Source organism: Chryseobacterium sp. GW821-FHT04C04 (assembly GCF_059420365.1).
The window spans coordinates 493,230-509,060 of sequence record NZ_JBWKTO010000002.1; the positions used below are offsets into that span (position 1 = coordinate 493,230).

Annotated in this window: 10 protein-coding genes and 2 tRNA genes; 6 read left to right on the forward strand and 6 right to left on the reverse strand. The window is 34.4% G+C overall.

Annotation, left to right across the window (positions count from 1 at the left end; translation table 11 throughout):
* Nucleotides 1-34: 34 nt before the first annotated feature.
* Nucleotides 35-1,063 carry an AMP-binding protein gene (locus tag AC07UM_RS08385; RefSeq protein ID WP_494682041.1) on the reverse strand — a complete coding sequence of 343 codons (1,029 nt, stop codon included), beginning with the start codon at nt 1,061-1,063 and terminating at the stop codon, nt 35-37.
* A 98-nt stretch (nt 1,064-1,161) separates the two neighbouring features.
* On the opposite strand from AC07UM_RS08385, the gene AC07UM_RS08390 reads away from it, so the two are divergent.
* The 6 genes from AC07UM_RS08390 to AC07UM_RS08415 all read left to right on the forward strand — a co-directional run bounded on the left by AC07UM_RS08390 (nt 1,162) and on the right by AC07UM_RS08415 (nt 10,189).
* Nucleotides 1,162-1,232 (forward strand) — tRNA-Gln (locus AC07UM_RS08390).
* Between the two features lie 1,205 nt (nt 1,233-2,437).
* Entirely contained in the window at nt 2,438-3,178 is a 741-nt protein-coding gene (locus tag AC07UM_RS08395; RefSeq protein ID WP_494682042.1) for a hypothetical protein, read from the forward strand.
* A gap of 1 nt (nt 3,179) precedes the next feature.
* On the forward strand, nt 3,180-8,018 hold the full coding sequence (locus AC07UM_RS08400) for a CotH kinase family protein (RefSeq protein ID WP_494682043.1): 4,839 nt from the start codon (nt 3,180-3,182) through the stop codon (nt 8,016-8,018).
* 2 nt (nt 8,019-8,020) lie between these two features.
* Nucleotides 8,021-8,221, forward strand: a complete 201-nt coding sequence (locus tag AC07UM_RS08405; RefSeq protein WP_494682044.1) for a hypothetical protein — start codon at nt 8,021-8,023, stop codon at nt 8,219-8,221.
* Nucleotides 8,222-8,572: 351 nt separating this feature from the next.
* Nucleotides 8,573-8,643, forward strand: a tRNA-Gln gene (locus AC07UM_RS08410).
* A gap of 139 nt (nt 8,644-8,782) precedes the next feature.
* Nucleotides 8,783-10,189: a hypothetical protein gene (locus tag AC07UM_RS08415; protein WP_494682045.1), complete on the forward strand. Its 1,407-nt coding sequence runs from the start codon at nt 8,783-8,785 to the stop codon at nt 10,187-10,189.
* A gap of 50 nt (nt 10,190-10,239) precedes the next feature.
* Here the strand turns inward: AC07UM_RS08415 and AC07UM_RS08420 are convergent, their stop codons facing one another.
* The 5 genes from AC07UM_RS08420 to AC07UM_RS08440 all read right to left on the reverse strand — a co-directional run bounded on the left by AC07UM_RS08420 (nt 10,240) and on the right by AC07UM_RS08440 (nt 15,740).
* Nucleotides 10,240-10,872 (reverse strand): HdeD family acid-resistance protein, encoded by a 633-nt coding sequence (locus AC07UM_RS08420; protein ID WP_494682046.1) that lies wholly within the window; start codon nt 10,870-10,872, stop codon nt 10,240-10,242.
* A gap of 237 nt (nt 10,873-11,109) precedes the next feature.
* The gene (locus AC07UM_RS08425; protein ID WP_494682047.1) at nt 11,110-12,216 is read right to left on the reverse strand and encodes an agmatine deiminase family protein; all 1,107 of its coding nucleotides are present in this window, start codon (nt 12,214-12,216) and stop codon (nt 11,110-11,112) included.
* Nucleotides 12,217-12,220: 4 nt separating this feature from the next.
* Nucleotides 12,221-12,832 carry a hypothetical protein gene (locus tag AC07UM_RS08430; RefSeq protein WP_494682048.1) on the reverse strand — a complete coding sequence of 204 codons (612 nt, stop codon included), beginning with the start codon at nt 12,830-12,832 and terminating at the stop codon, nt 12,221-12,223.
* 343 nt (nt 12,833-13,175) lie between these two features.
* Nucleotides 13,176-14,594, reverse strand: a complete 1,419-nt coding sequence (locus AC07UM_RS08435) for an amino acid permease (RefSeq protein ID WP_494682049.1) — start codon at nt 14,592-14,594, stop codon at nt 13,176-13,178.
* A 204-nt stretch (nt 14,595-14,798) separates the two neighbouring features.
* Entirely contained in the window at nt 14,799-15,740 is a 942-nt protein-coding gene (locus tag AC07UM_RS08440) for a hypothetical protein (protein WP_494682050.1), read from the reverse strand.
* Between the last annotated feature and the right edge of the window lie 91 nt (nt 15,741-15,831).

Consider the following 15,831-nt stretch of genomic DNA (forward strand, 5'->3'; position numbering starts at 1 on the left):
TTCAAGAGCCAAAAGCTAAGAATCATGATACATGCTAGAGATCTATGTTTATATTTTTATGCAGTTCTATTCTGTTTACTTTTCCGTTTGGTGTTCGGGGAATTTCATTAATGAAAATAATTTCTTTTGGTTTATGGAAATTTTTCTCAAATGGTATTTCCGAAATTTTCCTGATCACCTCATCTGACTCCCCTCCTTCTATTACCAATATCAGTTTTTGCCCCAGGCTTTCATCCGGTAAGCCGAGAAATACAGCTTCGTTCGGGAGTTCTTTTTTCACCAATACTTCAAGGGTTTCCGGAAAAATTTTTGCTCCTCCAGAATTGATAACGTTATCAATTCTTCCGAGGAACTTAAACTGTTTACCGTTTCTAATTTCAACTAAATCATTAGTTTGCAATTCAGAAACATTCACATTTGGGGCAAAGATCTTCAGGCATCCCCTATCATCCAACGAGATGGATACATTTTCAAAAGCTGTGAAATAATCTTCCTGCTGCGGAACTAATTGTTTTAAAGCAATATGAGAAAGCGTTTCCGACATTCCATAGGTTTCAAAAATATGGTTTGAAGTACTGAGGTTCATTTGTTGAATTTTATTTTTCAGACTTTCTGAAACCGCTGCCCCACCAATGATTAAATTTTTAATCAGATGAAGTTTTTCCAATGAGTTTTCTACCTGAAGTGGAGTCATAGCACAAAAATCTATTTCTTCCTCTAAGTTCTCAATAGGTTTCAGAGAAGGTTCTGTAATTCTTAATTTCAATCTTCTTTCTATAGAACGGACAATCATCATTTTCCCTGAAATATATTCTACAGGCAGACAGAGTAATGCAGTATCACCTTCTTCCAATCCCAAAAAATTGCATGTCATCACTGCCGAATTGATCATTTTCTTTTTCTCAATTTCGAAAATTTTAGGAATGCCCGTAGAGCCTGAAGTCTGTACATTCACCCCTGTTTTTTCTGAAAACCATTCTTCGAGAAAAATTTTCACTTTTTTTTCAAATTCAGTATTAAATGATAAATTATTAATATTGAGATTATTGAAGTCTATCAGCATATTTTCCATAAATAAAATCCACAGTAAATTTAAAAAAAAAATCAAAAATCCTTGTATATAAATAAAAAAGATGTAAATTTGCACCACCAAAATAAAACAGACCTATAGTGTAACGGTAACACTCCGGTTTTTGGTACCGTCATTCGGGGTTCGAATCCCTGTGGGTCTACAAACCATCCTTTTTAAGGATGGTTTTTGTTTTTTGTTCTCTTTTGAAAAATAAAAAAGGGAGATACTGAATCCGTCACAAAAGTTGTGGACCCAGCAAAAAGTTGAGTTCATCTGAATAGAAAAAATGTTCTGTTCTTTACAGATTAGAATTAAGGGTCGCTTAAATGGGTTTTCAATGCAAAGTTTTTATTTTGATTCTGCAATATCTCTCGTCAATTTTGACAATGTTTTCTTTGAAAAATCAGATTCCTTCAGATAATTCACTGAAATTATTCTTCTCACACCATTTTCGCTACTAAAAAGTGTTCCTTACTATTTTTTAAAGAGACCTTTTAATATAATCTTCATTATAAATTGGGGACTTTTGAATAATTTCGTTGATGTAATCTTTGTGCATATTATATAAACCTGATAGGTTGAAGATTGTAATATTTCTAATTGCTGCTTTTATTTTTTTATCATCAAGTACTCAATTGATTTTTCTTACATTTAACCCTATAAGCACTATTTTTACCATTCACGAAATCAATATTTTTTGGAGCTATAGAAAAAAGTATATCTTCTGAAATCCTTCTATAAATGGACGAATGTTCATCCCAGTTAAATAGATTTGATCCTTTTAGATTTGAATTACATATATCGCAACTAGGTACTAAATTATAAAAACTTAGAGCCAGATAAAGATAGGTGGCTTTATCAAAAAAATGATCAAACTCAAATCTGGTTCCTTATTTCAAATCACTTCCCAATAAAAATATATAGCTACGATTACAATATTCACGAGTCCATTTATCGTGAATTGATTATTAATTCACACTATCTTATCTCTGTTAAAAATACTTGTTACTGCAATGACAGAACAGCGAGGTCAAAAAACTTTTATAAGGACTAAAAAACAATGAAATTTGCACTCTAAAGAATGTGAATGATCATTGGAATCAAAAAAATACACCAAGAAAACAGCATAGAAAAAATGTAAAAGAATGTAGTTGATTTAAAATAAATTACAAAAAAAACATTGCGAAAATATATGTTTTCTAAGTTGTAACTCTATTACTAATTCACTAATTGACAGTACGATAAAAGAGGGCAAAAATCAATAATTACTCAAAAGAAATAGAATTCTATTTAACTACAATAAGTCTATCAGGAACAAACTTTCCCTCAAATCATCAATTTTATAAAAACTAATTTCCAATAATAATGAAAGTACCATTAAAAACAATATTTAGCTGGTTTGAAAAGGGAGATATACCCACAGAAAATCAGTTTCAGCAGACCTTTTCTTCATTCCGTCATTTAGATGAAAATATTAAGATGGATGAGGTAACGGGTTTAAATGAAACTTTTCAAAAAACGGTATCCAGCACAACTTTTACAAATCATCTGCAAGATGAAAGCGCACATAATTTAGTGCTCGCAAGACTTGATGCATCCAATCTTACTGCTAGAAATGTAGAAGAATGGAAAGAAAAATTAAAAATCAAACTAGCAGCCACTATAGACGATGGTAAAGAGACCGGAAATGTCTATACAAAGGAGCAAATTGAAGAAATTGTAAATATACTTCAGGCAAAAGATCATGAAATGCTTGAGCTGACTGCAAAAATCAACGAAATACTAACCTCGAATGATGATAATCTTGATAAGCTTCAGAAAATCGTAGACTATATCAAAGAAAACAGGGAGCAGATAGAATTGCTTAAAGGTTCAGGAGTAAATTCTTCATTTGGAGGAATTTTAAGGCCTACTGATCATATTATTGTTAAGCCTGGATCAGCAAAATGGTTTTGGGCAGGGAGTGGAGTTTACGAAAATGCTTCAGGAGTTAAGATTGAAAATTTCGGGATAATTTCCTTTGACGGTTTAGTTTGGTCTGTTCTGGAGGTTAATATGCCTGGAGGTGGAACAGATGGTTTTATTGATTTAACACAAGAAGATTAAAATGAGATATACAGGAAGAATTTATTTTACAAATTATGAAAGATCAGATAAAGAAGTTGCAGATAACTTCATTTATCCTGTGATGTTCTTCATTAAAAATGAAGATGGAAAAATCATTAAACAGATTGCATATTCAGCGTTAGGAGAAAAGTCAGAAAGTGAATATGGAACTGGTGGAGGAAACGGAGGAGGCAATGGAATTGTTTTCCGCGCAAAATCTGAAATACCTGCATCATTCGTAAAATCATTTGGAAGTGAAGTTAAAATAGTTTTTTCGTGGTCATCCATCGACAGCGTTGATGGTAGTGAGACTGGCGGAGGAACTGCGAGTATTTTAAAAGGAAACACAATCCTATTCAATAAAAATATTAAGCAGGGAGCCAATGATATAGATATCACGCCATATATTTTGGCGGGAGACAATACAATAACGCTTAGTATCACCGATAGTTATGGAAATAATAGGAAATTAAAATATGATATTCAAACAATAGCACTTGCTTTAAGTACTACCTACGACAAGACCACTATTAATTCGGGACCAATCATTTTTCGATATATTCCAACCGGGAATGTCGAGAAGACGATTCATTTCAAATTAAATGGATCAGATCTTCCGCCAGTAGTTACTTCCATAAATAACAAAGAGCTTCTTTATGAAATTCCTGCACAGTCTCACGGAGTTCATATTTTAGAGGTGTATATGACCGCTGATCTGTCAGGAGAGATCATTGAAAGCAATCACTTATTTACAGATATTATCAGTGTTGTTGCTGGTAATTTAACACCTCTGGTTTCTTCAGCAAATAATGTTGTTGCTAATCAATATGCTCCAGCTTCGATTGAATATCTGGTGTATTCACCATCATCAAATTATAGCGATGTTGAGATTTTGGTCGACGGAGTGAAGGTTTCAGAATTGGTAGTAAATAGAAGTTTGCAGAAGTTCACCTATACATTTACGGACTCAGGTGCGCACACTGTAACTTTTAAATGTGGCAGTGTCACGAAAAATACTTCAGTAGTTGTAACTGCTTTCGATATTCAAGTTGAAGCCGAAACGTTAGGCCTGGAATTATTTTTAAGCAGTCGAAACAGAAGCAATTCAGAGATTAACAAAAACGAGTGGAAATACAAAAACCTGTCATGTACTCTTACTGATTTTGATTTCAGCACCAATGGTTGGATTCAAGATTCAAAGGGTTCTGTGGCTTTAAAAGTCAGCGGAAATGCAAAGGTTGAGATTCCTTTTAAAATATTTGATAACGATTTTAAAACAGGTGGTAAAACATTAGAATTTGAATTTTCAACTTCAGATATAAAAAACAGTGACAGTATTATTTTTTCTTGCAAAAATGGAAATGTTGGATTTGTTGCTACCTCAAATTCGTTTGCGTTTAGTTCTGAGCAGGACGGTACATCCATATTTTTTAAAGAAGAGGAAAGGATCCGTGTAAGTGTAGTCGTTACAAAGGTTGCAGATCAAAGATTGGTATTTGTGTATATCAATGGAATTATATCTTCATTATATCAGTATAATTCATTAGACAGCTTTTTACAACAAGCTCCTCAAAACATTACCATTGGAAGCAGTGATTGTACTATTAATCTATATAATATTCGGGTTTATAATAATAATCTGAACGCCGATCAGATGTTGTCAAATTACATCGCTGACATGGATAACCTGGTTGAAAAAGTCAATATTTACGAGAGAAATAAACTGTACGATGCGTTCGGAAATTTGTCCTACGATAAATGTTTACAATCAATTCCATGTTTAACTATCGTTGGAGATCTGCCAACTTATAAAGGCGATAAAAAAACAATTGTTGGAGCATATGAAAATGCTCAAGATCCTACAAAATCGTTTTCTTATGTAAATGCGAGTGTTGACGTTCAGGGTACATCCTCACAATATTATCCCCGAAAAAACTTTAAAATCAAATTTAATGGAGGCTTTAAAAATGGCGAATTAGTTTCTTCCAAGTATAAGCTTCGTGATAGTTCATTAGCTGAAAAGACATTTACTTTTAAAGCCGATTTCATGGAATCTTCAGGTTCTCACAACATTGGTTTGGCGAGGCTTGCACAAGATTCTTTGAATCAATTGGGTTATTTAGTTCCACCACAATTAATTGATCCTAACATCCGTACTACGATGGACGGGTTTCCAATGCTTATATTTCACAGAGCGACACCAGACTCGGAGCGTATTTTCTTAGGGAAATATAATTTTAACAATGATAAGTCGAATGAAGCAACGACAGGTTTTACAGGTGGCCAGGAATGCTGGGAATTTTTAAACAATACGTCAGATAATACATTATTTATTGCTACAGATTTTCAAAGTGTAGACGGAAATGGTAAGCATTTATGGAAGAATGATTTTGAGGGAAGATATCCGGAAGATAATGAAGATACTTCGAATCTTGAAGCTTTGCATACATGGATTGTGAGTTGCAAAAATAATCCTGCAAAATTCAAAACCGAGGCTCCAGATCATTTTAATATTCAGTTTTTACTGTTTTATTATGTATTCACTGAGTTTTTTGCAATGGTTGATCAGCGCGCTAAAAATCAGATGTTTGCGATGTATCCGGATGCGCAAGGAAACAACCGTTGGTATCTTATATTTTATGATAATGACACGGTTTTAGGTCTTAATAACGAGGGCCACAATGTGTATGATTATTGGGTGGAAGCTCACGACGAAGTAGGAAGTGGTTTTGTCTGGAATGGCGCGCTTTCAGAGCTTTGGAAACTGGTTGAAGTTGCTTTTGATACTGAAATTACCACATTATACCAGCAAATGAGAACTTCAGGAATTCTGACTTATGATAAGTGCAACACTTATTTTAACACATTAGAATCTGACCAATGGGCGGAAAGTATTTTTAATGAAGATGCGAAATATAAATATATAGATCCTTTGGTGGTAGCCGGGAACGGAAGTTACTTATATCCAGCACAAGGTTCAAGAAAATCGCACAGGAATTATTGGTTATTAAATAGATTCAGATATATGGACGGAAAGTATGACACCTCTACTTTCTCATCTGATTATATCACGATGAGACTTTATACACCTTCGGGCACGCCTGCAATTCCTCCCAATGCTAATTTTTTATTAACGGCTCAGAAAGATGGGTATACGAAAATTAAGTTTGGTTCTTACATCAATAGGGCACGATTGCGAAAAAATATTTCATCCTTAGTTCAAGCTCCGGCGATTACTTTTAACGACACAGAAACCATTATCTATGGTGCATCTGCAATTAAAGATCTTGGAGATTTGTCAGGAAAGTATCTTGGTACTTTAGATGTTTCAAAAGCGATGAATCTAACAAGATTAAGAATAGGAAGCCAAGTGGTGGGGTATTCTAATCAAAATTTGAGAAACCTTTTTGTGGGAAATAATACGTTGTTGGAAGAGTTGGATATTTCAAATTGTCCTAATCTTAAGCAGGCTGTTGATTTATCAGGCTGTACATCAATAAAGAACGTGTATGCGGCAGGAACTGGTGTTTCAGCTATTTTACTGCCAAAAGGTGGTTTACTAAATTTATTAGTACTTCCTACAGTGGCAAACACGCTTATTTTAGACAATCAAAATTTTATTTCCAATCAAAATTTATTTTTTACACCCACCAGTATTACAACGCTTTATATTAAAAACTGTTCAAAAATAAATGTAACTGCTATTGTCAATAATTTAACAAAAATAAGTAGAATTAGTGTCAATAATCTTATAGGAAGCAGTGATAATAGTGATTCTTTTTATAAGCTTATCACTGCCAAAGGAATAGATGATAGTGGAAATACGCTCTCTCATTCAGTGGTAGAGGGTACATGGAATTTCAAAACGATTTATGCTGATGATAAAGTTTTTATGGAGAACAATTGGCCTGATTTTCATTTTACATTCCAAAATGTTACTGAATTTATCCAATTTTCTAGTGCAACAAGAAAAACTTTAATTTTAGAGAAGTATGATAAAAATGGTGATAATGAACTCAGCTTTTCCGAAGCTCGACTTGTGACTAAGATTGATGATAATGCTTTTAATGCTTCCGTTAATCCAAGTTATAATACTGCTTTTTCTAATGCTTTTCCTGAGTTTAGATTTTTTACCAGCCTCGAAGAAATAGGCTTTAGAGCATTTTATGGCATTAACTTTGGGCCGAATGTTATTTTCCCGCCTAACATAAAAAAAATAGGAGCTAATGCCTTTCCATTATATTTTGTAGCACCAAGTATTGCTAATACAACCAATCCATTTGAAAATCTTGAAGAAATTGGAGATGGAGGCTTGGGGAATATTAAAGTGGATATTAGTTGGTTCAAAAATGTTAAAATATTAGGTGTTTATGTTCTTACAAGATGTTATGTAAAATCAGGAGATGATAATAAGATCTCTTTTAAATATTTAAAAGAGATAAAAGCTAATTTATTGTTTGAATCTGCTTATAGTCCGATGAAGGATGAAAATGATGTACAATTGACTTCTTATGATCTTTCAGAATGGACTGCACTTACAATAATAAGAGCTGATTCTATTCCTCCTCCTGCCAATATCGTTACACCATTTTTTGAAGTAAAACTCCCTGCATCAATTGAATATATTGAAACAAGACCATTTGTTATGGGTGCTTTAAATGGGAAGTATTTGAAATTAACAATTTTGGCCGTAATTCCGCCAACCCTTATTTCTAAAACATTGTGTAATGATCCTAGTAATGATTTAATAAAAATATATGTACCGGCAGGTAGTGTAAATGCTTACAAGACAGCAACCAGCTGGAGCTATCATGCCGCACGAATTTTCCCAATCGAATAAAAATGAATATAGAAGGTAACATAATTACCGCTGAAGCAGGTAAAGTATTTAGAAGAAAAATAGATGGAATGTTCTTTAGTGAAGAGATATATCTTGGTTTAACCTATTATTTAAATGGCGTTAAGCTCGAAACTCCCATTCAGGAAACTCCTGATGATTTTGAAGAAATTGATATTGAGGTGAAAACAGAAGAAATGAATTAAAAGATGATAAATTTATTACTTATTTCCCGAACGGAAATTTATAACGAGTCCTGATAATATGCTCAAAATACGACCGAATATAATGGCAAATCAGTTAGAATAATACTATAATTACGAATATGTTTTTATGATGTTAGCTTTGATAGAACTATAAGGTCTTCAACTATTTGGTTCGACATTTGTTCGCTTTTGACTACAAACCATCCTTTTTAAGGATGGTTTTTGTTTTTATCTATACATCAATTGTTATGGGAGTAAAAATCTATTTTTTTAAGGTAAACAGCAGAAAATTGAAAGAAGATATTTGTAAATAAGAAAAAAATATATAAATTTGCAACACCAAAATAAAGCAGACCTATAGTGTAACGGTAGCACTCCGGTTTTTGGTACCGTCAGTCGGGGTTCGAATCCCTGTGGGTCTACAAACCATCCTTTTTAAGGGTGGTTTTTGTTTTTCATTTCACTTTCTAAAATTTTAAAATGGGTAATCCGCTTCTTTTATTATAAAAAAATAATAACAAGGTTGTTAAGCATTTATCAAAAAAAATTATCTTTAAAGTGATGAAAACCAAAATAATATATATCTGCCTTTTGGTAGTAAGCACTTTCATTCCAATAAATGCCTGTACTATTTTTTTAGCCAATGACGGTAAAAATGTATGGATAGGCAATAATGAGGATGAGAGCCCAGATATGAAATACAGATTCTGGTATATTCCCAAGGAAGAAAAATCATGGGGATATATGCTGTGGTCTGAAAAACATGACGGATATAATGATATCATGTGGCAATATCCTCAGGGAGGAATGAATGAACACGGTCTTTTTTTAGATTATACTGCAATTGATGATATTCCTGTAATTGTTAATTCATCCAAAATAAATAGAGAACAGGAGATAGTAAATGATATTCTGAAAAAATGTAAAAGTGTAAAAGAAGCTCTTCAGCTTATAGCTCCCTATAATTTATTAAAACTATCTGCAGCTCAATTATTCATTGCTGATTCTTCCGGAGATTACGCTACCATCCACGGCAATTATATTGTTACGAAAACTACCCCAAATTTTTCACTCACTAATTACTGCATTGCTAATGGACACCGGGAAGCCTGCTGGAGAAGAGAAACATCCACAGATCTTCTGGCTCAGTCTCATTCTTTTACTGAAAAGAATATTACCCACATACTGACAGAAACTGCACAAAGAGAACCGGGCGACATTATAACCAACTACTCAATGACTATTAATCTGAAAAAGCAGGAAATGATGGTTTACTTAAAGGGAGATTTTACCACACCTGTCAGATTCAAATTGGCTAAAGAGCTGAAAAAAGGAAAACACTCTTCAGACATTACGGAATATTTTCCAAAAAATATCAGACCCGTTTTAAGTTCCATTTATCAGCGTAAAGGGATTGACGAAACCATCCGTCTTTACACTTCTTTATTTAAAAATTCACAGCAGATCTATAATTTTAAAAATAATGATGCTATTTATTTTGGAGCAGATCTTATCCGAACACATAAAACCGATGATGCCATCACATTTGTTAAAAATCTGAAAAAGAAAACGGATAAAAGCATGCTGATTAATGACTGGCTCGCCATCGCCTATCAATATAAAGGAGATTCTATACAATCGCAGAAATACTTTCGTTCTGTACTTCAGGATTTTCCGGATGATTACCTGGCGAATTTGTATGGAAAAAGAAATTCCCGAAAGGTTATTTTTAAAGTCAGCGCCTGGCCGGGTGCTCAAAATGTAAAGCTTATCGGAAGTTTCACCCAATGGCTAGAAAAACCAATTGTTCTTGAGAAGCAAAAAGGATACTGGTATGCAGAGGTTGAAATCCCGAAAGGTAGACATGAGTATAAATTTCTTGTTGATGATGTATTTTATCTGGCTGATCCTTTTAATCTTATTTATATCTGGAACGGGAATAATGTGAATTCAGTTTTGTCATTTTAAATAAAAAAAAGACCCTTCTCAAGGCCTTTTATATCAGAAAATACGGTTTATTATTTTTTAAGCTCATCAATCTCCTCCTGGATAGATTGGATTCTGTCTCTTAATTCCTGACTTACTTTTCCAGGAATTTTTTTAATTTTCCTTAAATCCAGGGCCAGCATAATGGAAGCTATTCCCATAAAAATAAAGGAAACACCTGTGAAGGTAACTAATGAAATTCCTGTAAACACGGGATTGAATATCAGCAACAGAGAAAATATAATTCCTCCAACACTGGCAAGGGCTACATTTCCCCAACTCATTATTTTCATACTTTTCAGGTCGAAAGCAAAACCCAGCAATTGAAAGGAACGAAACAGTAAAGTAAATCCAATCACAAATGGAAGTACGGTCATCGAAATCTGAGGATTTGCAATAAGATAAACCCCAATTGCGGTAGTCAATAATCCGCTTACCAAAAACCAGCCCCATCCCTGCAGGGATTTGCTATTCTGTAAGGAAAAGAATATTTCCGTAATTCCGGAGAATAGGAATGAAACACTGAAAAAAATTGAAAGGGTTACATACGTTGCAAGCGGCACACTGAATACATAAAATCCACAGATCAGAAAAATGATTCCAAAAATTAACGGAATGTACCAATGCTTTACTGTGTTAGTAAGCGTTTGAAACAAATTTGCCATAGGTGTGTTTTTTTATTTTGCCTACTCTTGATAGCGGTTTTCGGCATACCCGCAGGAGATTTCAAACAGATTATAATTTTTCACCTTAATTTGAAATATAATCTCTTACTAAGATACAAAAAAACAAAGAAGTGAGCCAGATTCTGAGAGTTGTTTTCATAAAAAAAGCATCAGATGAAGCCAATCTAATTAATTGAGTTCACCTGATGCATAAAAAAATCGCTTAATTCTATGAATTTATTTTGTCAGATTTCCGGCAGGCTGCTGCTGCGTAACGCAATGCACCATTCCTCCATTTTCATATAGATTTCTTACATCTATTCCTATTACTTTTCTATCCGGATACTGCTCCTGAATAATCTTATTGGCAACTCTATCATTAGGGTCTCCATAATTAGGAACAAGTACTACGGTATTAGCTACATAATAATTAACATAAGAGCCTTTTTCTTCCAGTTGTTTTCCGTACGCTGTTCTCACTTTGTTTTTGGTAGCAGGCACATAAACTTTTTTGTATTCTTTTCCGTCTACATTGGTTGCGGTATAGAGTGTATTGACATCCTTCTCAGAAAGTCCCAGCTCAAGAAGATCTTCTTCTTTCATGGTAAGCATGGTATTATGATTAATAAATTTCATAAAACCGTCAATGTGCATATCTGTAACGTCTAAACCTGTTACTCCGTCCAGCCAAATCACTTTGGATACTCCATAATACGTTTCAAACATTTCATCAGCTTCTTTCTGAGTAATATCTTTGTTTCTGGTAGCTCCTTTTTTCTGACTGATTACTGAACTTTTACAAGCCATTAAAACACCATTCCCATCCGTTTCCACAGAACCTCCTTCGTTGACCATTTCCTTATTCAGATCAATTACTTTTATTCCAAGATCACTGCCAAGCTTTTGTGGAATTGCATCACAGTTTTCAAAATCAAATTTCTCGCCCCAGCCGTTAAAACCCCAATCTTCAATGAGAACACTTCCTTTATTATCTTTTACGAAAATAGGTCCATTATCTCTGATCCATACATCATCGGTAGGATAAATTTTGAAATCAACATTCTTCATAGGAACTTTATTTTCCTCCAGAAGACGGATAATTCTATTTTTTTCCTCTGCATTATAAGCAATAATGTGAACTTTCTCCCCTGACTGAAGGGCTTTTGTCATATCTACCCATGTCTGCTCTACCCTCTTGCGGTACGTCATCCCATGTTGATAGTGATGCGGCCATTGCAGCCACGTTCCTTCATGCCGCGAAGATTCTTCGGGAAAATGATAATTTGTTTGTGCCATACTTAATATAAAACTCAATACAAAAGTGAGTGTGAATAATTTTTTCATATCATTAAAATTTCTTTCCAATAAATACACCGAAATTGACATCGGTTTCAAAACTACTTCCTGTCTGGGAAATATTACTTCCGATTCCCCACTGCATTTTTTTCTTATTTTCTATTCCTAAACGGATAACCTGACTGCTGGACTGATGTTCTTTATAACTGAAATCGGATTCTACGATCAACATGCTGTAAAGATTAAAGTTATCATTGATTTTTGGAGTATATTCCAATAAAGTATAGAGCCCAAATCCGAATTCTTTCGCATCAGTAGAATAGGTAAATGCAGGAAATACATTGATGGCGAAAACATCATTTTCTTTTCCATACGCCAATCCTACAGACGGCATGATATCTTTCTCTGAAATATGAACGCCTGCAGAAACACCAAGGTTCTTTATAATTCCATAATTAAGATTCTGATAAAGCTCAGGACTTACTTTCCCTGAATCATAGTTGTAGCTAATGGTTCCTGAAGCAAAATAATTCCACTTACCACTGAAATCTTTATTATATATTCCCAAAAGTTCAGTCTCTTTATTTCCACCATAAGCCTGAATAGAAATTTGTGACTTGACACAAAAAGGGAGTAATAAGATGAGGAGAAGTATATTTTTCATTCTATTTGTTTTTTGAAGTTTCACATCATAAATTCATCATTGTAATGATTTATGATGCAAAATTACGCGTATCAAAAAAGCAAATCTTGTCCTAAATTGACATTCTATTCATACAAAGGAAAATAAATACAAGTGATAATATCTCCTGTTTCCGATTTCAAATTATTCTTCAACAACATATGAAGATCCGGTAAAAGTCGTTGTTTAGCAAACCAAAACGATAGAAAGATGATATAATTTGAAAATATATCTTACTCCCAAGTTACAGAAAATAAAAACAAAAAAGGTGAAAATCATTTAATTTTCACCTTTCCAAAACATATCTAGATTTGTTTTTATATTGTTATTTCGGTTTGTACAATTTGTACATTACGAATAAAAAGCTAATCCATACAGGAATCAGAATCACCTGAATTTCCATTCCTGTAATACTCATCAATCCTAAAATCAGAACCAAAAACGCAATACAGATGTAATTGGATACAGGATAAAATATAGATGGGAATTTTGAATGAATTCCTGATGCATTGATTGATTTTTTAAACTTCAAATGGGTGTAGCATATCATCAGCCAGTTAATGATCAAGGTAGATACCACCAAAGCCATTAAATATTCAAAAGCTTTTTCCGGTACCAGCTTATTGATGATAATACAGATCCCGGCAAAACAAGAAGAAATAATGATTGCGTTGGTAGGAACAGAGTTTTTATTCAGTTTTTTCAGGAATTTTGGAGCATTACCCTGTTGAGCCAATCCAAAAAGCATTCTGCTGTTACTGTAAACACTACTGTTATACACCGATAAAGCCGCTGTTAAAACAATCAGGTTAAGAACATTCGCAATTAATGTATTGAACTGAATGACTTTACCAAAAAGACTGAATTCAAGACCGTTCAGGTTTTGGAAAACCATTACAAACGGGCTTGATCCTTCTGTAATATCTCTCCAAGGGCTTAATGCAAATAAAATAACCAAAGCACCTACATAGAAAATAAGGATTCTATAGATCACCTGATTGGTCGCCTGGGGAATTGTTTTTTCCGGATTTTTTGCTTCTGCAGCTGTAATCCCAATCAATTCCAATCCACCAAAAGAGAACATGATCATTGCCATCGCTGAAAATAATCCCGAATATCCGTTTTCTGTTTTATTAAATAATCCTTTAGGGAAGAATCCACCATCATTCCATAAATTGGTAATTGTCGCTTTTTCTCCTCCTGTACCACTTATTAACAGATATATCCCGAAAATAATCATTGCAATAATTGCCACTACTTTAATGATAGAAAACCAGAATTCTGTTTCTCCGTATACCTTTACGGAAGCCAAGTTAAGCGCATTGATCACTACAAAGAAGAATAAACTGGAAACCCAAAGCGGAATTTCGGGCCACCAAAAGTGAATATAATGCCCTATTGCGGTAAGTTCTGCCATACTTACCAGGATATAGAGAATCCAGTAGTTCCACCCGGAAGCAAACCCCGGAAAATTTCCCCAATATTTGTAGGCAAAGTGGCTAAAACTTCCCGATACGGGTTCCTGAACAACCATCTCACCAAGCTGACGCATAATAAAAAAGGCGATAATCCCAGCTAACGCATAGCCTAAAATTACTGATGGCCCAGCCAATACTGCAGCCGGCCCGATTCCCAGGAATAACCCGGTTCCAATGGCACCTCCAAGGGCAATTAATTGAATGTGTCGATTTGTTAATCCTCTAACTAAAGTCTCGTTTTGTCCTGTTTTATTTTCGTTGCTCATTGAATGAATTATTCGGTCGCTAAATATATAAAAACTTTTGAGAGAAATTCACATTCCATGGGGTAAATTGACAATTCACTCTTCTTCAAATCGGAAAGCCCCCTTTCTATTTATACCTTTACTAGCAAAATGTAAAATATAATTACAAAAACCGGCTTTAACCCGATAGATTAAAGCCGGTTTTTTTACCATATCAATAGTCTGTTAATTTGCAATTTTGTACCCATAAATGGAAGTTGAGGTCACCTGATATTGAGGTCCTCCCCCATTTAACTGAGCAGCTGAAGCCATACTTACAGTTTCATCTTTATTCAAATAAACCACTGCAGAAACAATACCCGGTGCAAAAATTCCCGGATTGGTATGAAGGTTCTGTACAAGTTGATTGTTTGGTGTAGTTGCAAAATTCTTTACCAGATACAACACACACCATGCAAATCCCGGCTGGCCTGAAATCTCTGAATTATCAAATTGAGCAGAACCATAGATCATATAATAACCTTCTGTAGGAGCTTTGAATCTTCCTGATGACAAATCCAATACATTTCCTGTATTGATGCCCATTCCCTGGTTATACTTTATTTCTGTTTTTTGCCATGTCGGACCTGTAGTCGCTGTACAAGTTTGTTTAAACGCATTCTGTTGTGCGGAAGAAAAAAGATAGGTCTGATTCACAGAAGGCATACTGTTTGAGCTTGAAACTAAAACAAGTTCCCATGTTGTACCGGTAACTGCCCCTTTATTTACCAAAAATGCATAATATCCTGAAGGAACTGTAATTGAAGGGACTCCAGTGCCAGCTCCGTTCTGATCATCAATCAATTCGGTACCATTGGCTGAAATGGTAAGTGTTGCTCCGCCTGTATTTTTAAAGTGATAAGTACGTCCGGCAAAATTGCCTGTACCATTAATTGCGGCAGGTAAAGTTAATGTCCCGTTAGTAGTTCCATTATAAGCAATATAATAATCATTGGCTCCTATAGTACCACTTGCCGTCACTATCCTATATGTTGCAGCAAATGAGCCGTTAACCGTAAGACTACTGCCTGGATTTGCGGTATTAATACCGACACTTCCCACCTGGGCGCTTACCGAAACACAATTTAAACCGGCTAATAAAGCCATGAAAAACATCTTTTTTTTCATAAACAAATACGTATTTTAGAATCTAAAGGGTGCGAAACACCATTCAATATCATGAATTATTTAATGGAGGTTTCCACAATACGAACCTACT

What these genes read in the sequence shown, in the direction of transcription:
- AC07UM_RS08385 (WP_494682041.1), bottom strand. Translation starts at nt 1,063, where the DNA reads ATGCTGATAGACTTCAATAATCTCAATATTAATAATTTATCATTTAAT.
- AC07UM_RS08395 (WP_494682042.1), top strand. Translation starts at nt 2,438, where the DNA reads ATGAAAGTACCATTAAAAACAATATTTAGCTGGTTTGAAAAGGGAGAT.
- AC07UM_RS08400 (WP_494682043.1), top strand. Translation starts at nt 3,180, where the DNA reads ATGAGATATACAGGAAGAATTTATTTTACAAATTATGAAAGATCAGAT.
- AC07UM_RS08405 (WP_494682044.1), top strand. Translation starts at nt 8,021, where the DNA reads ATGAATATAGAAGGTAACATAATTACCGCTGAAGCAGGTAAAGTATTT.
- AC07UM_RS08415 (WP_494682045.1), top strand. Translation starts at nt 8,783, where the DNA reads ATGAAAACCAAAATAATATATATCTGCCTTTTGGTAGTAAGCACTTTC.
- AC07UM_RS08420 (WP_494682046.1), bottom strand. Translation starts at nt 10,872, where the DNA reads ATGGCAAATTTGTTTCAAACGCTTACTAACACAGTAAAGCATTGGTAC.
- AC07UM_RS08425 (WP_494682047.1), bottom strand. Translation starts at nt 12,216, where the DNA reads ATGAAAAAATTATTCACACTCACTTTTGTATTGAGTTTTATATTAAGT.
- AC07UM_RS08430 (WP_494682048.1), bottom strand. Translation starts at nt 12,832, where the DNA reads ATGAAAAATATACTTCTCCTCATCTTATTACTCCCTTTTTGTGTCAAG.
- AC07UM_RS08435 (WP_494682049.1), bottom strand. Translation starts at nt 14,594, where the DNA reads ATGAGCAACGAAAATAAAACAGGACAAAACGAGACTTTAGTTAGAGGA.
- AC07UM_RS08440 (WP_494682050.1), bottom strand. Translation starts at nt 15,740, where the DNA reads ATGAAAAAAAAGATGTTTTTCATGGCTTTATTAGCCGGTTTAAATTGT.